Below are 19,515 nucleotides of genomic sequence, written 5' to 3'. Positions count from 1 at the left end.
ATGAGTATGAATAAGAAGGTTTTCGCCCTTTCACTGGCATTACTGTGTTCCAGTGTTTCCACAGCGTTCGCAGCATTCCCTGAAAGTATCCGTATTGGGACCGACCCAACCTATGCTCCCTTTGAGTCTAAAAGTGCGAGTGGGGAACTGGTTGGTTTTGATATCGACCTGGCGAAAGAGCTTTGTAAACGAATCCATACCAAGTGTACCTTTGTGGAAAGCCCTCTTGATGCACTGATCCCTTCCCTCAAGGCGAAAAAGATAGACGCCATCATGTCTTCACTTTCCATTACAGAAAAACGCCAGCAGCAGATTGCCTTTACAGACAAATTGTACGCGGCTGATTCTCGATTGGTGGTGGCAAAAGGTTCCCCAATTCAGCCAACGGTTGAATCCCTTAAAGGGAAACGTGTTGGCGTATTGCAGGGTACTGTTCAGGAAACTTATGGCAACACATACTGGGCACCGAAAGGTATTGAAATTGTCTCTTACCAGGGGCAAGACTCAATTTACGCTGACCTGATGGCCGGGCGTATCGATGCAGCATTCCAGGATGAAGTGGCTGCCAGTGAAGGTTTCCTGAAGCAGCCAGAAGGGAAAAATTACCAGTTTGGCGGCCCGTCTGTGAAAGACGACAAGCTATTCGGTGTTGGTACCGGGATGGGAATACGCAAAGAGGACAACGAGTTGCGGGAAGCGCTCAACAAAGCCTTCGCCGACATGCGTAAAGATGGTACTTACGACAAGCTGGCGAAGAAATATTTTGATTTTGATGTCTACGGTGGTTAACGGTCACCAGTGATGCAACCTGCTCCACGGGGGCAGGTTCGTATCGGAAAGACACTGACGGCAGGATACACACCATGTTGTATGGTTTTTCTCACGTTATTTTTCAAGGGGCGATTGTCACCCTCGAATTGGCAATCACTTCAGTACTCCTGTCAGTGATTATTGGGTTGGTTGGTGCCGGAGGGAAACTTTCAGGCAGCAAACCTCTGGCATTCTTCTTTGAATGCTATACCACATTGATTCGTGGTGTTCCTGATCTGGTATTGATGTTGTTGATCTTCTATGGTCTGCAAATTGCGCTGAATGCAGTAACTGATGCATTCGGTATGGCGCAGATCGATATCGATCCTATGGTTGCCGGGATTATCACGCTGGGCTTCATTTATGGTGCCTATTTTACGGAAACCTTCCGCGGTGCTTTTTTGGCGGTTCCCAAAGGCCAAATTGAAGCTGCTACGGCGTTTGGTTTCACTGGTTGGCAAATATTCAACCGTATTCTGTTCCCCTCGATGATGCGTTTTGCTCTGCCGGGTATTGGTAATAACTGGCAGGTAATTTTGAAAGCAACCGCACTGGTATCACTGCTTGGGCTGGAAGATGTGGTTAAAGCTACACAGCTTGCTGGTAAGAGCACCTGGCAGCCATTCTACTTTGCCATTGTTTGTGGGTTGATATATCTAGTGTTTACCACGGTATCAAATGGGGTCCTGCTGATGCTGGAACGCCGTTATTCAGTGGGCGTGAAGAGGGCAGACTTGTGATTGATATTATCCACGAATACTGGCAGCAACTGCTCTGGACCGACGGTTACCGTTTTACGGGTGTCGCCATTACATTATGGCTGCTCATTGCCTCAGTGGTGATGGGGGGGATCATGGCACTGTTTCTGTCGATAGCCCGCGTCTCCAGTAATAAATTTGTGGCGTTTCCGGTGTGGCTGTTTACCTATATTTTTCGCGGTACACCGCTGTATGTACAGTTACTGGTGTTCTATTCCGGGATGTACACGCTGGAAGTTGTCAAAGGCAACATGCTGCTCAATGAGTTTTTCCGCAGCGGCCTGAACTGTACAATACTGGCACTAACACTGAATACTTGTGCCTATACCACAGAAATCTTTGCCGGAGCGATTCGCTCAGTATCACATGGGGAAATTGAAGCAGCCCGTGCGTATGGTTTTTCCTCGGTTAAGCTATACCGCTGCATTATTTTGCCTTCTGCGCTGCGTATTGCGCTTCCTGCGTACAGCAATGAAGTGATTCTGATGCTGCACTCTACCGCACTGGCGTTTACCGCTACAGTGCCAGACCTGCTCAAAGTTGCCCGTGATATTAACTCGGCAACTTATGAACCTTTTACGGCGTTCGGTATTGCTGCCGTGCTTTATCTGGTGATTTCTTTCTGCCTGATAAGCTTGTTCCGCAAAGCTGAAAAACGCTGGCTCCAGCATGTTAAACCTGCCTCAACGCACTAAGTGATAGCTATGGCCGAAAATAAATTAAACGTATCTGATCTGCATAAACATTACGGTGAGCATGAAGTGCTTAAAGGGGTCTCATTAAAGGCTAATGCCGGTGATGTCATCAGTATTATTGGTTCATCTGGCTCAGGGAAAAGCACTTTCCTGCGCTGCATTAACTTCCTGGAAAAACCCAGCGAAGGCACGATTATCGTTAATAACGAGAACATTACGTTAGTACGCGACAAAGATGGTCAACTGAAAGTCGCCAATAAAAATCAACTGCGTCTGCTGCGCACCCGCCTGACCATGGTATTCCAGCACTTCAACCTGTGGGGGCACATGACTGTGCTGGAAAACGTCATGGAAGCGCCCGTGCAGGTACTGGGCTTAAGTAAAGCCGAAGCAAAAGCACGAGCCATTAACTACCTGGCAAAAGTGGGTATTGATGAGCGGGCACAGGCGAAATATCCGGTTCATTTGTCCGGTGGGCAGCAACAACGTGTCTCTATTGCCAGAGCCCTCGCGATGGAGCCAGAAGTGTTACTGTTTGATGAACCAACTTCTGCACTGGATCCGGAACTTGTGGGCGAAGTGCTACGCATTATGCAGCAACTGGCTGAAGAGGGGAAAACCATGGTGGTCGTTACCCATGAAATGGAATTTGCCCGCCATGTTTCCAGCCATGTTATCTTCCTGCACAAAGGGAAAATTGAAGAAGAAGGGCGGCCTGAGGATGTGTTTACTAATCCGCAAAGCCCTCGCTTGCAGCAATTCCTGAGTGGTGCATTGAAATAAACAGGTCTGTATCAGGTATGGCGCGCATAATGCTGTCTGTTCAGCCTTAAGCGCGCCTTTTCAGGTTACATCCTGTAAAGCATCTTCAAGTTGAAACCAGCGAAAACCAAACCCTGCCTGTTCCAGCCTGCGGGGTAGAGCATTTTGCCCACCCAGAACCAGTGCGGCGGATTCACCCATCATCAGGCTAATTACCCGGGCGGGTACGCGCAAAATTGCCGGGCGTTTCACTGCTTCCCCCAACAATTGCGTAAACCGGGCATTTCTTACCGGGTAAGGTGCCACCATATTAAACGGCCCTTGTAACGGGTTATCCAGCAACCAGATAATGGCATTGACCATATCGCCAATATGAATCCAGGCCAGGTACTGGCGCCCATTACCTAACGGACCACCAAGCCCCAGCCGAAAAAGAGGTAGCAATTTACTCAGCATTCCTCCATTGGGTGCCAGAACCACACCAGTGCGGAGTAAGCAGACTCGCGTATGAGAGCTTTGCGCTTGTAAAGCAATTTCCTCCCATTTGGCACAAAGTTCATGAGTAAATTCGTTATGAGGTGTGTCTTCTTCAGTTACAACTTCATCGCCAGTATCACCGTAGAAACCCACAGCAGAACCAGAAAGGAAAATAGCGGGAGGTTGGTTACTGTCATGAATCATTTCAACCAGGCGTTGGGTAATGCGCCAACGGCTTTGACACAAGCGTTGTTTTTGCGCGTTTGTCCAGCGTTTATCGGCAATGGGTTCGCCAGCAAGGTTAATCACCGCGTCAAACCCATCAAGCGTTGGGTGTTCATCCAGGCTTTGCCACAAAGTAACTCTGGGGTCGAGCAATTGGCGTGCCCGCTCAGGGGAACGGGTCACCACGGTAATAGTGTGCCCGATTTCTATCAGTGGAGGGATAAGGTGACGCCCAATCAGACCTGTACCACCTGTCAGCAAAATTTGCATATTCCCTCCAGTAAGCATTAATCAGGCATCACGCTTCCAGCTCATACTCATAGAAACTGAATCGGCATAACGCAACGCGTGTAGTTTATCGATTTCAACTTCAGCATAAGTGACCCAGTCATGCTGACGTGCGATATCAAGCACATCCTGAGTTAATTTTTCTAATAATGAAAAACGATGGTTCTCAACATGTTGGATAACCGCCTTGGTAATGGTTCGGTAATTTAGTGCATCGTTAATATCTTCACTATGCCGGGCCTTATCTGCCGGGTAATACAGTGTAATATTAATTACGATGTCCTGACGGTTAGCGATTTCTTCCTCTTTGATACCAATGAAAGTACGTAGTCTGAGGTTTTTAATTCGAATAATAGCATCCTGATACGACATGCAAGTGTGCCTCCTGATTATCTTTATCACTTCATAATACACGAGCTTATCCCGTCATGGGAGGCTCAAATCTGGAGTATATACTGGAATAAAAATAGGAAATTTCTTTACTGCGCAGTGAGTTGTATCGCAAGTTTAGTGGCGGGAAGAAAATCTGGCTTTACACGCAGGCTTGCTGGAATGGTGCCGGAATTCGTTGTATTTTTTCCATGGGTAAATGCGAATGGAGAAACTCATGAGTCAGCCAACAATTTGTCTGTGGTCCGATGCTCGCTTTCACAGCCCTTATGTCATGTCCGTATTTGTTGCTTTAAAAGAAAAGGGGCTGTCATTTACCCTCAAAACCATTGACCTGGGGGCGGGGCAGCATCACCAGCATGGCTGGGTGGGTTTTGATATAACGCAGCGTGTGCCAGTGTTGGATGTAGATGGGTTCGTGCTGGCGGAGTCATCCGCTATTACAGAGTACCTCGAAGAGGTGTTTGCACCCCCTATCCGGCAGCGGATCTACCCGGTTGATTTACAGCTGCGTGCGAAAGCGCGTGAAATTCAGGCCTGGTTACGTTCGGATTTACCAGCCCTGCGCCAGGAGCGCTCTACTGAAGTGATTTTCTCTGGGCAACATTTCTCCCCGTTGACCCCGCAAGGGGAGGCAGATGCACAGCGCTTAATACACCTGGCATCTTCTTTGATTGAACCGTCGCAGCACAATTTATTCGGCGAATGGTGTATTGCTGATACGGATTTGGCGCTGATGCTTAATCGCCTGATTATGCATGGTGACCCTGTGCCGGAAAAACTGGTTGAATATGCCACAGTTCAGTGGCAAAGATCCTCCGTCCAGCAATATGTCGCACTTTCCGCCAGGCAAACCGCCTGATGTACTGGCACTATGGCTCGCCACTCAGCTTGTCTGAGCACGATAAGTACAGGAGTGAGTAATGAAATTGATGTTTGCCTCAGATATCCATGGTGCGCTGCCAGCCTGCCAACGGGTACTGGATATTTTTGCTGATAGTGATGCACAGTGGCTTATAATTCTTGGCGATGTGCTCAATCATGGGCCGCGTAACGCATTGCCCGAAGGCTATGCGCCTGCTGAGGTCGCCGAACATCTGAATGCTGTGGCTTCACGTGTTATTGCGGTTCGTGGTAACTGCGACAGCGAAGTTGACCAAATGTTGTTATCATTTCCAATAACAGCGCCCTGGCAACAGGTACTGCTCCCGGAACAACGTCTTTTTCTGACTCACGGGCATCTGTATCATCCAGAAAAGCTACCACCTCTGGGGCTCAGCGATATACTGGTATTTGGCCATACGCATATTCCCGTTGCGGAACAGCGTGGGGATATTTTTCTGTTCAACCCCGGTTCTGTGAGTATTCCTAAAGGGGGATATCCGGCAAGTTATGGGATGTTGGATGGGGAACAGATGCGGGTACATAATCTGGTAAATCACGATGTTATTGCACAGGTTTGCATAACACCGTAATTTATTTCGACAAAACAAATGCGCCAATAGAGCGCCTGAACGAAAAGGTTACCAATAGTGGAACAGGACTCAAATTCCGGCACGGAGTGGGTGGACATTGTCAGCGAAGATAATGAAGTGATTGCTCAGGCCAGCCGTGCGCAAATGCGCGCGCAGCGGTTGCGGCATCGCGCCACTTATATCGTGGTACATGACGGTATGGGCAAAATTCTGGTGCAACGGCGCACAGACATTAAAGATTTTATGCCCGGAATGCTGGATGCGACTGCTGGTGGAGTTGTACAGGCTGACGAAGTGCTGCTGGACTCCGCACGCCGCGAAGCAGAAGAAGAGTTGGGTATTGCAGGTGTACCTTTTGCTGAGCACGGTCAGTTCTATTTTGAGGATGAGAACTGCCGGGTTTGGGGCGGGTTGTTCAGTTGTGTCTCCCATGGGCCATTTGCGCTTCAGGAAGAAGAAGTCAGCGAAGTGTGCTGGATGCTACCAGAAGAAATTACCGCACGGTGTGATGAATTTACGCCAGATTCACTCAAAGCGTTGGCACTGTGGATGAGCCGTAATGGCGGGGCAGAGAACAAATCTGCAGCCGGAAAAACGGCGGAAACAGAAGCTGATGAGCCTGCAAAGGTTGAGGCTTCGGGCGAAGAAGACTCCTCTGCTGCACAGTGAACCTAAGGGCCTGCATCAGGCCCTGATTAACAACTTTCCCGCATACACAATGTTGACTTGATGGGCTTCTGGCTTGGCTGAGTTTCTCCGTTAAGCCGTGCCAGTAATGCCTTACCTGCCTCAATACCGATTTCGCGGTGCGGCACTGACAACGTAGTCAGTGGCGGTTGGCATACTTTTGCAACATCGCTGTCACCGAACCCCACAATCGCCAGGTCATCTGGTACCTTAATTCTTCTGCGTTGGCATTCATATAATGCACCACAGGCCAGCTCATCCGAAACACACACCAGAGCATCCAGTTCCGGCCAGGCAAGTAAAAACTCAGGTAATTGCGCCGTACCAGTGGAAAACGTGGGGGCTGCCGCTGCGTTAATCACCCTGTTCGGTGAAATATGGTGGCGTAACATAGCCTTATACCAGCCCTGCAGATGCTGTTGGAAAATCCATTGCTCCTGGTTTGCGCACAACAAGCCAATATTTTGGTAGCCGCGTTCAATCAGCATACTGGTCAGTTCCAACATAGCGGCAACGTTATCAATGCCGATATTCATATCAATCGGATCTGCCCGAGTCGCGCCTATCTCAATCACAGGGATTCCGGCATTACCCAGCCAGGTGCGGACATTATCGCTGTGTTCAACACTCAGAAGAATGGCGGCGGCCAGGTTGGAGGCGAGCAGGGTTTCCAGTAATTTTTCTTCCTGTTCCAGACGGTGGCGCGATTCCGCCAGCATAATTTGGTAGCCCGCGGGTTGTAACACCTGCTGCAACCCGGCGAACATTTCTGTACAGCCAGACTCCGCTAAATTCGGTACCACCATAGCAATGGTATAAGACGATGCGGACGCAAGCGCGCTGGCCGCCAGGTTCGGTAAATACCCAAGTTCGTTTATTGCTGCGTTGATTTTTTCCCGTAATTTGTCAGAAACCTGATCGGGGGTACGCAGTGCGCGTGAAACAGTCATCGTGCCGACACCGGCTAACTGGGCTACATCGGCAAGGGTTACTTTGCCGGTGCTGCGTCTTTTTCGGGTTAAAGACATGCTTGTTCCTGTATTAAAGGTGTAGCACTTACCATTTTCTCACATAAAAATCGTAGGTTATTGTCCTGGTATTATAAGGGGTAACATTGCACGGATACTGTTTTTTTGTGCAACCTTTCCTTTTTTGATAGCGCTATCACATATTGGTGATGTTACCTTTGATAGCGCTATCTTTGAGATGTCTGTCACGGTCAGAACCCGTTGGCTTGCCTAAAGTTTGCGCATAACTGAAGGGACAGGAGCACATTATGCTTTCACAGTGGTTACATGCCGGGAACATACAGTGCCACAAACGCGCTGAAAACTGGCAACAGGCAATAACCTGGAGTGCTGAACCTCTGCTTAAAGAGGGCGTTATTACTCCTGATTATGTGCAGGCGGTAATAGCCCAACATAAAAAGCTGGGGCCGTATTATGTGCTGGCTCCAGGGCTTGCGATGCCACATACCCGGCCAGAGGATGGTGCTAAGGGAATGGGGTTATCACTACTGAAACTTGAACAAGGGGTACCATTCGGCTCTACTGATTTTGACCCAGTAACAACGATTATTATGTTGGCAGCACCCGACAGCCACAGCCATATCAATATGATATCTGCACTGGCAGAATTGTTTTCATGCGATGAAGATTTAAAGAAACTGCATCAGGCTAATTTGGTTGAGGATATTCAGGAGATTATTTCTCGCTATTAAATTAATAAGGATAAAATAGACGATAAATGTGATTTTGATTGTAGGTGAAATACATTGTTGCTTCGGGTATGTATCAGGATAAAACCTGAAAACCCCCGAGAGCTACATGGCTGATGTTTTGTATATAGCAAATATAAAAATTAACTTCCTGTTGTCCGAGCAGGACAGCTTCCCTGTACGCTACAAAAAGGTAAATATAATGAAGATAATGGCAATATGTGGATCAGGCCTCGGCAGTAGTTTTATGGTTGAGATGAATATTAAAAAGGTACTCAAGAAAATTAATGTTGAGGCAGAAGTTGAACATGCGGATTTATCCTCCGCAACGCCTGGGGCTGCAGACCTGTTTGTGATGGCGAAAGATATTGCAGACAGTGCCAGTGTGCCGGAAAACCAACTGTTAGTAATCAACAATATTATTGATATTAATGAACTTGAAACAAAACTCACTGCTTATTTTTCAAACCATTAGTAGACTGATATAAGCGAGGCAGATATGTTTCTTACTGGAATGCTAAGTTTTATTGTCGATATACTCAAGGTTCCTTCGGTGCTGGTCGGTGTCGTTGCATTAATCGGGTTATTGGCACAGAAGAAATCATTCTCAGATACAGTAAAAGGAACAATTAAAACTATTCTCGGGTTTATTGTTCTGGCTGGAGGTGCATCGGTATTATTAACGTCTTTAAATCCTCTTGGGGGGATGTTTGAACATGCTTTTAACATTCAGGGGATAATTCCTAATAATGAGGCTGTTGTCTCCATTGCTCTGGAAAAATATGGTGCTTCTACTGCGCTTATCATGGCTTTTGGCATGGTGGCAAATATTATCATTGCTCGTTTTACCCGGTTGAAATACATCTTCCTGACTGGTCATCATACATTTTATATGGCGTGTATGATTAGTGTGATTCTCACTGTAGCCGGGTTTGACGGTGTGGGGCTGGTATTTACTGGCGCATTGACGCTGGGGCTGGTAATGGCCTTTTTCCCGGCGCTGGCTCAACGTTATATGCAAAAGATCACCGGGAATGATGAAATTGCCTTCGGCCACTTTGGTACGTTGGGTTATGTGTTATCCGGGTGGATTGGCAGCAAATGCGGCAAGGGTTCACGCTCAACGGAAGAGATGAATTTGCCAAAAAACCTCAGCTTTTTACGTGACAGCTCCATCTCTATTTCTCTGACCATGATAGTGATTTACATGATCCTCGCTATTTGTGCCGGGCAGGGATATGTCGAAACGCAATTAAGTGGTGGCCAGCACTTCCTGGTGTACTCCATTATTCAGGCAATTACCTTCGCAGCAGGGGTTTTTATTATTCTGCAAGGTGTGCGTTTAATTCTTGCAGAGATAGTACCGGCGTTCACCGGGTTTTCTGAAAAACTGGTACCCAATGCCCGCCCTGCACTGGATTGCCCTGTCGTGTATCCCTATGCGCCTAATGCCGTACTGGTCGGCTTCTTGTTCAGCTTTCTTGGCGGCCTGGTGGGGTTGTTTTTACTTGGGCAGTTTAAGTTAGTGCTCATCCTGCCCGGAGTGGTGCCACATTTCTTTACTGGAGCCACTGCGGGTGTGTTTGGTAACGCTACTGGTGGGCGCCGTGGTGCCATGCTTGGCTCGTTTGCAAATGGTTTGTTGATTACTTTCTTGCCGGTGATGCTACTACCTGTGCTGGGCGCTCTTGGGTTTGCCAATACGACATTCTCCGATGCAGATTTTGGCGTGATAGGCATTCTGCTGGGTAACCTGGCGCGTTATTTTTCTCCGGGCATCATTATGGGCCTGGTTGTGGCGTTGTTTGCCTTGCTGGTGGCCTTCAACTACCTGGTGAAAAAGAAATCTCACGTAAGCGGTGCGGCCGATAACCAGGGAGGTTCGAATGGCTTCAGTAAATGAAATTGCAACGTTTGCCCGGCAAATTCGCATTGAAACGTTACGTGCATTGAATCACTTAGGTTTTGGGCACTATGGCGGCAGTTTGTCTGTGGTTGAAACATTGGCAGTGCTGTACGGTGATGTTATGCGTACAGACCCACAGCGCCCGGAATGGCCGGAGCGGGATTATTTCGTCTTATCAAAAGGGCATGCCGGGCCAGCGCTTTACAGTACGCTGGCACTGAAAGGTTATTTCCCGGTTTCGCAGTTACTGACGCTCAACGAAAATGGTACCCACTTGCCAAGCCACCCGGACAGGTTAAAAACGCGTGGTGTGGATGCAACGACAGGCTCACTGGGGCAGGGGGTTTCTATTGCCGGGGGGATTGCTCTGGCGCACCGCCTTGCTGGGAAACCTAATCGGGTGTTTTGCATCGTAGGTGATGGTGAGTTGAATGAAGGGCAATGCTGGGAAGCATTTCAGTTTATTGCACACCATAAGCTCAATAATTTGCTGTTGTTTGTGGACTGGAATAAGCAACAGTTGGATGGGCCACTAAGTGAAATCATCAACCCAGGGGATTTATGTGCGAAATTCAGGGCATTTGGTTTCGTGGTTTCTCTGGTGAAAGGGGATGACATTGCCGGAATACTGGCGGCTGTTGAGCCTGTATCCTCACCGGGTGACGCCCCCCGCGTGGTAATTCTTGACAGCAAGAAAGGGCAAGGCGTGCCATACCTGGAAGCCTTACCAAATTCACATCATTTGCGGTTAACCCCCGAAATGCGCGCAGAGCTTGAGTGTGAACTGGCTCAACTGGAGGTGATGCATGATTAACCTGGCTCCGTTGGGTGAGAAAGACACCATTGAAATGCGCAAAGTGTATGCCGGTTTTGTCCGTGAGCAAATTAACCAGAGTAGTGGCATTATCGCCCTGGAAGCAGATTTGATGAGTTCTATGGCAATGGATACCGTGCAGGCCGAATTTCCCCATGATGTGATTAACTGCGGGATTATGGAGGCCAATGTGATTGGTACTGCTGCAGGGCTATCTCTGGCCGGGCGTAAACCTTTTGTGCATACCTTTACGGCATTCGCCAGCCGCCGTTGTTTTGACCAGCTGTTTATGGCGCTGGATTACCAGCACAATAACGTGAAAGTGATTGCGTCCGATTCCGGGGTTACTGCGTGCCACAATGGGGGCACGCATATGTCATTTGAGGATATGGGCATTGTGCGTGGGCTGGCTCATGCCATCGTGCTGGAAGTAACAGACAGCGTGATGTTCAACGATATTCTGCACCAGCTTATCAATCTCGATGGGTTCTACTGGGTGCGAACCATTCGTAAGCAGGCCCGGCGCATTTATGAGCCAGGAACCACATTCACTATTGGCAAAGGAAATGTCCTGCGGGAAGGGAAAGATATTACGCTGATAGCGAACGGAATCATGGTTGCTGAAGCATTAGATGCAGCAACTATTTTGGCGCATCAGGGAGTGGATGCCGCCGTGATTGATATGTTTACTCTGAAACCTATAGATCGCATGTTGGTAAAAAACTATGCGGAAAAAACCGGCCGGGTGGTGACTTGTGAAAACCACAACATCCACAATGGGTTGGGCTCGGCAGTTGCCGAAGTGTTGGGCGAAACGTGCCCAGTGCCACTGAGGCGAGTCGGCGTGAAAGACCAGTACGGGCAGGTTGGCACGCAAGACTTTCTGCAGCGCACATACGGGCTGACTTGTTCTGATATTGTCGCTGCAGCTCAAGATCTGTTGGCGTAAAGCTGGCTGTTATCAAATAAAAAAGGCAGCCTTCGGGCTGCCTTTCAACACTGCTTTCAACAGTTATTAACTCTGTTGAGAAGACTGAATTGCCGTCAGTGCAATGGTGTAAACAATATCGTCTACCAGTGCACCACGGGACAAGTCGTTAACCGGTTTGCGCATACCTTGCAGCATCGGCCCAATGGAGATCAGGTCGGCAGAACGCTGTACCGCTTTATAGGTGGTGTTACCGGTGTTCAGATCCGGGAAGATGAACACAGTGGCACGGCCAGCAACCGGAGAATTCGGTGCTTTAGATTTTGCCACGTCAGCCATAACTGCTGCGTCATATTGCAGCGGGCCATCGATAACCAGATCCGGGCGTTTTTCTTGAGCAAGGCGAGTTGCTTCACGAACTTTCTCAACATCGCTACCAGCACCAGAGTTACCGGTAGAGTAGGAAAGCATTGCAACGCGCGGTTCAATACCGAAAGCAATAGCAGAATCAGCAGACTGAATTGCGATTTCAGCCAGTTGTTCAGCAGTCGGATCCGGGTTGATTGCACAGTCACCGTAAACGTAAACCTGTTCCGGCAGCAGCATGAAGAAAACAGAAGAAACCAGTGAGCTGCCTGGTGCAGTTTTAATCAACTGCAGCGGGGGGCGAATGGTGTTGGCAGTGGTGTGAACTGCACCAGATACCAGACCATCAACTTCATCTTGTTCCAGCATCAGGGTACCCAGAACAACGTTGTCTTCCAGTTGTTCGCGGGCAACCGCTTCGGTCATACCTTTGTTTTTACGCAGTTCAACCAGGCGAGGTACATAGCTTTCACGTACTACATCCGGGTCAACGATTTCGATACCTGCGCCCAGTTCTACACCCTGAGAGGCTGCAACACGGTTCACTTCTTCCGGGTTACCTAACAGGATACAGGTGGCAATGCCACGGTCAGCACAGATAGATGCTGCTTTAATGGTACGCGGTTCATCACCTTCTGGCAGCACGATACGTTTGCCAGCTTTGCGAGCCAGTTCAGTTAACTGGTAACGGAAGGCAGGCGGAGACAGGCGACGGCTGCGTTCAGACGTTGCAGTCAGAGACTCAACCCAGTCGCTGCTGATGTGGCTGGCAACATATTCCTGAACTTTTTCAACACGTTCATGGTCATCAGCCGGCACTTCCAGGTTGAAGCTCTGCAGGCTTAAAGAAGTCTGCCAGGTGTTGGTGCTAACCATAAATACTGGCAGACCAGTGGCGAAAGCACGTTCGCAGAGTTTACCAATGCGTTCGTCCATTTCGTAACCGCCAGTCAGCAGCAGTGCGCCAATTTCAACGCCGTTCATGGCGGCAAGGCAGGCTGCAACCAGAACGTCAGGGCGATCAGCAGAAGTCACCAGCAGTGAACCCGGACGGAAATGTTCCAGCATATGAGGAATGCTGCGCGCACAGAAAGTCACGGATTTCACACGACGGGTATTGATGTCACCTTCATTGATGATGGTGGCATTCAGGTGTTTCGCCATGTCGATAGCGCGAGTCGCAATCAGATCAAAGCTCCACGGAATACCGCCCAATACTGGCAGCGGGCTTTTCTCTGCCAGAACTTTAGCATCAATGCTGACTACTTTGGCTTTACTTGAATCATCAAAGATTTCAGACAGGTCAGGGCGAGTACGGCCTTGTTCATCAACCGGAGCATTCAGTTTGTTAACAATCACACCAGTGATGTTGGTATTTTTGCTGCCGCCGAAAGAGTTACGAGTCAGCTCGATACGTTCCTGAATTTGCTCAACAGTATCAGTACCCTGAGACATAACAAAAACAATCTCAGCATTCAAGGTTTTGGCAATTTCATAGTTCAGAGACTGCGCAAACTGATGTTTACGTGTTGGTACCAGGCCTTCAACCAGTACCACTTCCGCATCTTTGGTGTTTTCGTGGTAGCGGGCAATAATCTCTTCCATCAGCACGTCTTTCTGGTTGCTGGACAGCAAAGATTCTACATGGTGCATAGTCAGCGGTTCAGCAGCAGTCACGTTGGAGTTAGCACGCACGATAGTGGTGGTTTGATCCGGTGTGTTGCCGCCAGTACGAGGCTGAGCGATAGGTTTGAAGACGCTTAAGCGAACGCCTTTACGTTCCATAGCACGGATAACACCGAGGCTGACACTAGTCAGGCCTACGCTGGTTCCGGTAGGAATAAGCATAATAGTACGGGACACGTTGAATCCTCTTTACACACTGGCACCTGTAGGCAGGCGCATTGGGAGTGTCGTTAAAACAGCACCGCCAGCGGAGGCTGGCGGTGAAGATATTAAGCAGTCAGGCGAAGCGCATCTTGCGCAATAACCAGTTCTTCGTTGGTCGGAATGACCATCGCGAGAGTGGTGCCTTCTTTGTTGATGAAACCAGAGTTACCAAAACGGGCAGCCAGGTTACGTTCGTGGTCAACTTCAAAGCCCAGAACGCCCAGTTTAGCCAGAGACAGTTCACGAACCATTGCGGCGTTTTCACCAATACCACCGGTGAATACAACACCATCCAGGCGACCTTCCATCATTGCAGTATATGCGCCGATGTATTTTGCCAGGCGGTGGCAGTAAACGTCCATGGCGCGTTTTGCGTCATCTTTGGTTTGGTAGTTATCTTCAACATAACGGCAATCGCTGGTCACTTCAGTCAGACCAAGCAGGCCAGACTCTTTGGTCAGTAGCTTGTTGATATCTTCAATGCTCATACCCAGAGTGTCATGCAGGTGGAACACGATAGCCGGGTCGATATCACCAGAACGTGTACCCATTACCAGGCCTTCCAGCGGGGTCAGACCCATAGAGGTATCAACGCATTTCCCGTTACGGATTGCAGAAACAGAACCACCATTGCCCAGATGGCAGGTGATGATGTTCAGTTCTTCAACCGGCTTGTTCAGCATTTTGGCCGCTTCCTGAGTTACATAGAAGTGGCTGGTGCCGTGTGCGCCATAACGACGAATACCATGCTCTTTGTACAGACTGTAAGGCAGCGCGTACAGGTAAGATTCCTGCGGCATAGTCTGATGGAAAGCGGTGTCGAAAACGGCAACGTTTTTGTTGGTCAGATTCGGGAATGATTTCAGTGCTTCAGCGATACCAATCAGGTGCGCCGGGTTATGCAAAGGTGCAAAAGAGGACGCATCTTTGATACCCTGAATAACAGTATCATCAATGACAACAGAACTGGTGTATTTTTCGCCACCGTGAACAATACGGTGACCAATTGCGACCAGCTGGGCAGAAAGTTCAGGTTTTTGTGCCAGAATGGTATTAACGATGAAGCTCAGCGCTTCGCTGTGCGCAGCGCCAGCACCCAGTGCTGCTTCTTCTTTATTACCGCTCATTTTCCATTTGATACGCGCTTCTGGCAGATGGAAACATTCCGCTAAACCAGAGAGGTACTCGTCACCATTAGTTGCATCAATGATTGCGAATTTCAGTGAGGAGCTACCGCAGTTCAGAACCAGTACTAACTTACTCGACATGGAAGTACCTACTATTTGATACGTGGCTAAAAAAACGTCAGTGAGTCTCTCATCGTAGCGCAAGATGACGCTGACATTTATGATTAACGTCATGCCCGAAACGTTTTTTGGCACGACGAACAAATATTCATGAGTTTATGCCATTTTCACTTTTTTTTCGCCTGAGTTGGCGCTTGTGAAAGTGTGGCAACCAGCAGTTTTCCACTACGGCCTCATGGCCGGGACAGGATAACTGATCGCACCAGTAAATGACAAAATATTTTGAACCTTGTCATTGGAAGTTGGTATTTTGCACAAAAATTTGAATTTTTATATGTGAAGTTGAGGTGAAACCATGTCCACACCCGAAAAACGTTCTGTCAGTGGCCTCAGTCTATTTCGTAAGGGGCAGCATTATGCGAAAACGTGGCCCATGGAAAAGCGCCTCGCGCCGGTGTTCGTAGAGAACCGCATTATTCGCGCCACCCGGTTTGCTATCCGCTTCATGCCACCCATCGCGGTCTTTACTCTTACCTGGCAAATCGCACTTGGCGGCCAGTTGGGGCCAGCGGTGGCGACAGCACTGTTTGCCGTCAGCTTGCCAATGCAGGGCTTGTGGTGGCTGGGGAAACGTTCAGTCACGCCGTTACCGCCCTCCATCCTTAACTGGTTCTATGAAGTACGCAGCAAGCTGGAAGAAGCGGGCCAGGCATTGGCACCCGTTGAAGGCAAGCCCGATTACCAGGCGCTGGCTGACACGCTGAAACGTGCTTTCAGACAACTGGACAAAACATTCCTTGATGATTTGTAATCCCGGCTAATTACGCATATAAAAGAAGGCAGGTATTTTTTGTGGTTTAACAGAGTTATTTCAGTGCGTTAGCCTGATACAGGAGTTGTGAAATGGAAATGACCAATGCCCAACGGCTTATTCTTTCTAACCAATATAAAATGATGACCCTGCTGGACCCGGATAACGCAGAGCGTTATCGCCGCCTGCAAACAATTGTTGAGCGTGGTTTTGGCTTGCAAATGCGTGAACTTGACCGGGAGTTTGGCGAATTAACTGAAGAAACTTGCCGCATGATTATCGATATCATGGAAATGTACCATGCGTTGCAGGTCTCCAGGGGCAACCTGAAAGATGCGGAAAATATTGATGAGCGCCGCGTAATATTCCTCGGTTTTGATGCTGCAACAGAAGCGCGTTACTTAAGCTATGTTCGTTTTATGGTGAACACCGAGGGGCGTTATACCCACTTTGATGCTGGTACACATGGGTTCAATGCCCAAACGCCAATGTGGGAAAAATATATGCGTATGCTCAAGACCTGGCAAAGTTGCCCGCGTCAGTACCACCTGAGCAGCAACGAAATCAATCAGATTATTAATGCCTGACAGGAGAAACCGTAGTGCAGTGTAAAGGATTTTTGTTCGATTTGGATGGTACGCTGGTTGACTCACTACCCGCGGTCGAAAGGGCCTGGTGTAGTTGGGGCGACAGGTTTTCCATCCCACATAAGGATATTCTCGATTTTATTCACGGGAAACAGGCAATTACTTCACTGCGGCATTTTATGGCAGGGGCTTCTGAAGAGGATATTCAGCGGGAATTTTATGCGCTGGAAGCACTAGAAGCGTCGGATACCACAGGGATCACGGCATTACCAGGAGCCATTGCGTTATTGGAGTATTTAGACGCTAACGAAATCCCCTGGGCCATTGTTACATCAGGTTCCGTTCCCGTTGCCAGTGTTCGCCATAACGCAACCGGTTTGCCCACACCAAAGGTATTTGTTACTGCAGAGCAAGTGAGCAAAGGCAAGCCTGAGCCGGATCCTTACTTACTTGGTGCTAAATTACTCGGTTTGCCCGCATCAGAATGCCTTGTGGTGGAAGATGCAGCAGCAGGGGTGATATCCGGTCTGGCTGCGGGTTGCCATGTGGCGGCTGTCAATGTACCAGGCGATGCGCCAGGGCTTGAAAGTGTCGATTTTTGCCTGACCAGTCTTGAACAACTGGTGGTTGAGGTTGTCGCGCCTGGCGTGGTGGAGTTAAAACAACGCTAAACCCTGATTTAGCCCGCTATTTTTTGCACTTTTCTTTTGTACACTAAAACGCCTGAAACTTGTTTCGGGCGTTTTTTTACACTGATGTATTGCCAGCGGACTGGCAATATCCGTTTCACTTCAGCAAACAAGGATGGGTTGTGAACAGCGAACTGATTTGGGTAGTTTGTTTACTGGGCTTTGCTGTTTTTTTCTTCGCCACCGGGAAGATTCGTATGGATGCGGTGGCGTTGTTGGTTATCGTTGCTTTTGTGCTGAGCGGCACGTTGACGATAAGTGAAGCGCTCTCCGGTTTCAGCGACCCCAACGTGGTCCTGATAGCAGCCCTTTTCATTATTGGCGATGGCCTGGTGCGCACGGGTGTGGCTACAGCTCTGGGTGCCTGGTTGGTAAAAATGGCGGGTAGCAGCGAAACCAAAATGCTGGTGTTACTGATGCTCACTGTTACCGGGCTGGGCGCTTTTATGAGCTCAACTGGCGTGGTCGCAATTTTTATTCCGGTCGTACTAAGTGTTTCCGGTCGTATGCAAATTCCCCCCAGCCGTTTGATGATGCCACTAGCATTTGCTGGCCTAATCAGCGGCATGATGACGTTAGTCGCCACTCCCCCAAATTTGGTTATTAACAGTGAACTACTGCGCGAAGGCTTGCAGGGGTTTCAGTTTTTTAGTGTAACGCCCATTGGCCTGGCTGTGCTGGTGCTGGGTATCTTCTATATGCTACTGGTGCGCTTTGCGTTTCGTGGCGAAAGCGATGACGGCGATAAAGAGCGCTGGAAGCGCCGTACCTTTCGTGACCTGATAAAAGATTACCGGCTGAGCGGGCGTGCTCGTCGCCTGGCTATTCGCCCAGGATCTCCGCTTATGGGGCGTCGTCTGGATGACTTAAAACTGCGTGAGCACTATGGCGCCAATATTATTGGCGTTGAACGCTGGCGTAAATTCCGCCGGGTTATCGTGAACGTTAATGGGGTTACGGAGCTTCGCGACCGTGATGTCCTACTGATAGATATGTCTGCTTCTGATGTCGACCTGCGCCAGTTTTGTGCTGAGCAAATGCTGGAGCCCATGATTTTGCGTGGCGAATATTTTTCTGACCAGGCACAGGATGTCGGCATGGCTGAAGTGTCGTTATTGCCGGAATCAGAACTGGCGGCAAAAAGTATACGGGAGATAGGCTTTCGTTCACGCTATGGGCTGAATGTTGTTGGCCTGCGGCGTGGCGGAGAAGCAATGGAAGGTAATATTCTTGATGAGCCGGTGCAGTTGGGCGATATCTTGCTGGTGGTGGGCGACTGGAAGCTGATTCGCATTCTTGGCCAGAAAAAACGCGATTTTCTGGTGCTGAATTTACCCGTTGAAGAGAGTGTGGCTTCCCCCGCACACAGCCAGGCACCTCATGCTATTTTTTGCCTGGCGTTAATGGTTGCCATGATGCTGACGGATGAAATCCCTAACACGATAGCTGCAATCATAGCCTGCCTGCTTATGGGGAAATTTCGTTGTATTGATGCACAAAGCGCCTATAAAGCCATTCACTGGCCCAGCATTATTTTGATTGTCGGTATGATGCCATTCGCGCTGGCTTTACAGAAAACCGGCGGGGTGGATTTGATTGTGAAAGGCCTGATGGAAGTTGGGGGCGGCTACGGGCCATATATTATGCTGGTGTGTCTGTTTGTCATGTGCGCAGCGATTGGGTTATTTATCTCTAATACGGCTACAGCGGTACTGATGGCACCTATCGCGCTGGCTGCGGCCAAATCGATGGGGGTTTCGCCGTATCCTTTTGCCATGATTGTGGCAATGGCTGCATCAGCAGCATTTATGACGCCAGTATCATCGCCAGTGAATACGCTGGTATTAGGGCCGGGGAACTACCAGTTCAGTGACTTTGTGAAAATTGGGGTTCCCTTTACGTTGCTGGTCATGGTGGTGTGCGTGGTGCTTGTGCCTGTGCTATTTCCGTTTTAATGGCGAATTTTGCGCCCGGTAGCTGTTACCGGGCGTTG

General features: G+C 49.0%; 21 protein-coding genes. 16 read left to right on the top strand and 5 right to left on the bottom strand.

All coding sequences use genetic code 11. From position 1 onward, the window contains the following. The first annotated feature begins 6 nt into the window (after positions 1–6). The 4 genes from hisJ (at position 7) to hisP (ending at position 3,046) form a co-directional block, all read left to right on the top strand. Complete coding sequence (hisJ, locus tag LC084_RS15950) at positions 7–789, top strand: histidine ABC transporter substrate-binding protein HisJ (protein WP_226572175.1); 783 nt, start codon at positions 7–9, stop codon at positions 787–789. A gap of 74 nt (positions 790–863) precedes the next feature. Continuing rightward, entirely contained in the window at positions 864–1,550 is a 687-nt protein-coding gene (locus LC084_RS15945; RefSeq protein WP_110025685.1) for a histidine ABC transporter permease HisQ, read from the top strand. Continuing rightward, entirely contained in the window at positions 1,547–2,263 is a 717-nt protein-coding gene (locus tag LC084_RS15940) for an ABC transporter permease (protein ID WP_226572174.1), read from the top strand. Before LC084_RS15945 ends, LC084_RS15940 begins: the two co-directional genes overlap by 4 nt. A 9-nt stretch (positions 2,264–2,272) precedes the next feature. Further along, positions 2,273–3,046 (top strand): histidine ABC transporter ATP-binding protein HisP, encoded by a 774-nt coding sequence (hisP, locus tag LC084_RS15935; RefSeq protein ID WP_226572173.1) that lies wholly within the window; start codon positions 2,273–2,275, stop codon positions 3,044–3,046. Between the two features lie 60 nt (positions 3,047–3,106). Here the strand turns inward: hisP and LC084_RS15930 are convergent, their stop codons facing one another. Next, the gene (locus tag LC084_RS15930) at positions 3,107–3,997 is read right to left on the bottom strand and encodes a TIGR01777 family oxidoreductase (protein ID WP_226572172.1); all 891 of its coding nucleotides are present in this window, start codon (positions 3,995–3,997) and stop codon (positions 3,107–3,109) included. A gap of 21 nt (positions 3,998–4,018) precedes the next feature. Then, positions 4,019–4,387 (bottom strand): dihydroneopterin triphosphate 2'-epimerase, encoded by a 369-nt coding sequence (gene folX / locus LC084_RS15925; RefSeq protein WP_226572171.1) that lies wholly within the window; start codon positions 4,385–4,387, stop codon positions 4,019–4,021. A gap of 235 nt (positions 4,388–4,622) precedes the next feature. On the opposite strand from folX, the gene yfcF reads away from it, so the two are divergent. From yfcF to yfcD, 3 genes are all read left to right on the top strand, one after another. Beyond that, positions 4,623–5,267, top strand: coding sequence for a glutathione transferase (yfcF, locus tag LC084_RS15920; RefSeq protein WP_226572170.1), 645 nt, complete (start codon positions 4,623–4,625; stop codon positions 5,265–5,267). 61 nt (positions 5,268–5,328) lie between these two features. Further along, positions 5,329–5,880 carry a phosphodiesterase gene (gene yfcE, locus LC084_RS15915; RefSeq protein ID WP_226572169.1) on the top strand — a complete coding sequence of 184 codons (552 nt, stop codon included), beginning with the start codon at positions 5,329–5,331 and terminating at the stop codon, positions 5,878–5,880. Positions 5,881–5,934: 54 nt separating this feature from the next. Then, positions 5,935–6,549: an NUDIX hydrolase YfcD gene (yfcD, locus tag LC084_RS15910; protein ID WP_226572190.1), complete on the top strand. Its 615-nt coding sequence runs from the start codon at positions 5,935–5,937 to the stop codon at positions 6,547–6,549. A gap of 26 nt (positions 6,550–6,575) precedes the next feature. Here yfcD and LC084_RS15905 read toward each other — a convergent pair whose 3' ends face one another. Then, positions 6,576–7,595, bottom strand: a complete 1,020-nt coding sequence (locus LC084_RS15905; RefSeq protein ID WP_226572168.1) for a LacI family DNA-binding transcriptional regulator — start codon at positions 7,593–7,595, stop codon at positions 6,576–6,578. 248 nt (positions 7,596–7,843) lie between these two features. On the opposite strand from LC084_RS15905, the gene LC084_RS15900 reads away from it, so the two are divergent. The 5 genes from LC084_RS15900 (at position 7,844) to LC084_RS15880 (ending at position 11,953) form a co-directional block, all read left to right on the top strand. Next, the gene (locus LC084_RS15900) at positions 7,844–8,287 is read left to right on the top strand and encodes a PTS sugar transporter subunit IIA (protein WP_226572167.1); all 444 of its coding nucleotides are present in this window, start codon (positions 7,844–7,846) and stop codon (positions 8,285–8,287) included. 199 nt (positions 8,288–8,486) lie between these two features. Continuing rightward, complete coding sequence (locus LC084_RS15895; protein WP_226572189.1) at positions 8,487–8,759, top strand: PTS sugar transporter subunit IIB; 273 nt, start codon at positions 8,487–8,489, stop codon at positions 8,757–8,759. A 24-nt stretch (positions 8,760–8,783) separates the two neighbouring features. Beyond that, on the top strand, positions 8,784–10,187 hold the full coding sequence (locus LC084_RS15890; RefSeq protein WP_226572166.1) for a PTS ascorbate transporter subunit IIC: 1,404 nt from the start codon (positions 8,784–8,786) through the stop codon (positions 10,185–10,187). Beyond that, positions 10,171–11,004 carry a transketolase gene (locus LC084_RS15885; protein ID WP_226572165.1) on the top strand — a complete coding sequence of 278 codons (834 nt, stop codon included), beginning with the start codon at positions 10,171–10,173 and terminating at the stop codon, positions 11,002–11,004. The genes LC084_RS15890 and LC084_RS15885 overlap by 17 nt, the downstream gene beginning before the upstream one ends. Beyond that, on the top strand, positions 10,997–11,953 hold the full coding sequence (locus LC084_RS15880) for a transketolase family protein (protein WP_226572164.1): 957 nt from the start codon (positions 10,997–10,999) through the stop codon (positions 11,951–11,953). The genes LC084_RS15885 and LC084_RS15880 overlap by 8 nt, the downstream gene beginning before the upstream one ends. Before the next feature lie 66 nt (positions 11,954–12,019). Here the strand turns inward: LC084_RS15880 and pta are convergent, their stop codons facing one another. Both pta and ackA read right to left on the bottom strand, forming a co-directional pair. After that, positions 12,020–14,161, bottom strand: coding sequence for a phosphate acetyltransferase (pta, locus tag LC084_RS15875; protein ID WP_226572163.1), 2,142 nt, complete (start codon positions 14,159–14,161; stop codon positions 12,020–12,022). Positions 14,162–14,253: 92 nt separating this feature from the next. Beyond that, on the bottom strand, positions 14,254–15,456 hold the full coding sequence (ackA, locus tag LC084_RS15870; RefSeq protein WP_226572162.1) for an acetate kinase: 1,203 nt from the start codon (positions 15,454–15,456) through the stop codon (positions 14,254–14,256). Positions 15,457–15,790: 334 nt separating this feature from the next. On the opposite strand from ackA, the gene yfbV reads away from it, so the two are divergent. The 4 genes from yfbV to LC084_RS15850 all read left to right on the top strand — a co-directional run bounded on the left by yfbV (position 15,791) and on the right by LC084_RS15850 (position 19,477). Continuing rightward, positions 15,791–16,246: a terminus macrodomain insulation protein YfbV gene (gene yfbV, locus LC084_RS15865; protein ID WP_036116007.1), complete on the top strand. Its 456-nt coding sequence runs from the start codon at positions 15,791–15,793 to the stop codon at positions 16,244–16,246. A gap of 92 nt (positions 16,247–16,338) precedes the next feature. Continuing rightward, positions 16,339–16,833 (top strand): YfbU family protein, encoded by a 495-nt coding sequence (locus tag LC084_RS15860; RefSeq protein WP_226572161.1) that lies wholly within the window; start codon positions 16,339–16,341, stop codon positions 16,831–16,833. A 14-nt stretch (positions 16,834–16,847) separates the two neighbouring features. After that, complete coding sequence (locus LC084_RS15855; protein ID WP_226572160.1) at positions 16,848–17,504, top strand: sugar phosphatase; 657 nt, start codon at positions 16,848–16,850, stop codon at positions 17,502–17,504. A gap of 140 nt (positions 17,505–17,644) precedes the next feature. Next, entirely contained in the window at positions 17,645–19,477 is a 1,833-nt protein-coding gene (locus LC084_RS15850; RefSeq protein ID WP_226572159.1) for an SLC13 family permease, read from the top strand. Positions 19,478–19,515: the final 38 nt, after the last annotated feature.

It is taken from the genome of Mangrovibacter yixingensis, from assembly GCF_020523985.1.
Lineage (GTDB): Bacteria > Pseudomonadota > Gammaproteobacteria > Enterobacterales > Enterobacteriaceae > Mangrovibacter > Mangrovibacter yixingensis.
This window is presented reverse-complemented; position numbering and strand designations above follow the sequence as displayed.

What these genes read in the sequence shown, in the direction of transcription:
- hisJ (WP_226572175.1), top strand. Translation starts at nt 7, where the DNA reads ATGAATAAGAAGGTTTTCGCCCTTTCACTGGCATTACTGTGTTCCAGT.
- LC084_RS15945 (WP_110025685.1), top strand. Translation starts at nt 864, where the DNA reads ATGTTGTATGGTTTTTCTCACGTTATTTTTCAAGGGGCGATTGTCACC.
- hisP (WP_226572173.1), top strand. Translation starts at nt 2,273, where the DNA reads ATGGCCGAAAATAAATTAAACGTATCTGATCTGCATAAACATTACGGT.
- LC084_RS15930 (WP_226572172.1), bottom strand. Translation starts at nt 3,997, where the DNA reads ATGCAAATTTTGCTGACAGGTGGTACAGGTCTGATTGGGCGTCACCTT.
- folX (WP_226572171.1), bottom strand. Translation starts at nt 4,387, where the DNA reads ATGTCGTATCAGGATGCTATTATTCGAATTAAAAACCTCAGACTACGT.
- yfcF (WP_226572170.1), top strand. Translation starts at nt 4,623, where the DNA reads ATGAGTCAGCCAACAATTTGTCTGTGGTCCGATGCTCGCTTTCACAGC.
- yfcE (WP_226572169.1), top strand. Translation starts at nt 5,329, where the DNA reads ATGAAATTGATGTTTGCCTCAGATATCCATGGTGCGCTGCCAGCCTGC.
- LC084_RS15905 (WP_226572168.1), bottom strand. Translation starts at nt 7,595, where the DNA reads ATGTCTTTAACCCGAAAAAGACGCAGCACCGGCAAAGTAACCCTTGCC.
- LC084_RS15900 (WP_226572167.1), top strand. Translation starts at nt 7,844, where the DNA reads ATGCTTTCACAGTGGTTACATGCCGGGAACATACAGTGCCACAAACGC.
- LC084_RS15895 (WP_226572189.1), top strand. Translation starts at nt 8,487, where the DNA reads ATGAAGATAATGGCAATATGTGGATCAGGCCTCGGCAGTAGTTTTATG.
- LC084_RS15890 (WP_226572166.1), top strand. Translation starts at nt 8,784, where the DNA reads ATGTTTCTTACTGGAATGCTAAGTTTTATTGTCGATATACTCAAGGTT.
- LC084_RS15885 (WP_226572165.1), top strand. Translation starts at nt 10,171, where the DNA reads ATGGCTTCAGTAAATGAAATTGCAACGTTTGCCCGGCAAATTCGCATT.
- LC084_RS15880 (WP_226572164.1), top strand. Translation starts at nt 10,997, where the DNA reads ATGATTAACCTGGCTCCGTTGGGTGAGAAAGACACCATTGAAATGCGC.
- ackA (WP_226572162.1), bottom strand. Translation starts at nt 15,456, where the DNA reads ATGTCGAGTAAGTTAGTACTGGTTCTGAACTGCGGTAGCTCCTCACTG.
- yfbV (WP_036116007.1), top strand. Translation starts at nt 15,791, where the DNA reads ATGTCCACACCCGAAAAACGTTCTGTCAGTGGCCTCAGTCTATTTCGT.
- LC084_RS15860 (WP_226572161.1), top strand. Translation starts at nt 16,339, where the DNA reads ATGGAAATGACCAATGCCCAACGGCTTATTCTTTCTAACCAATATAAA.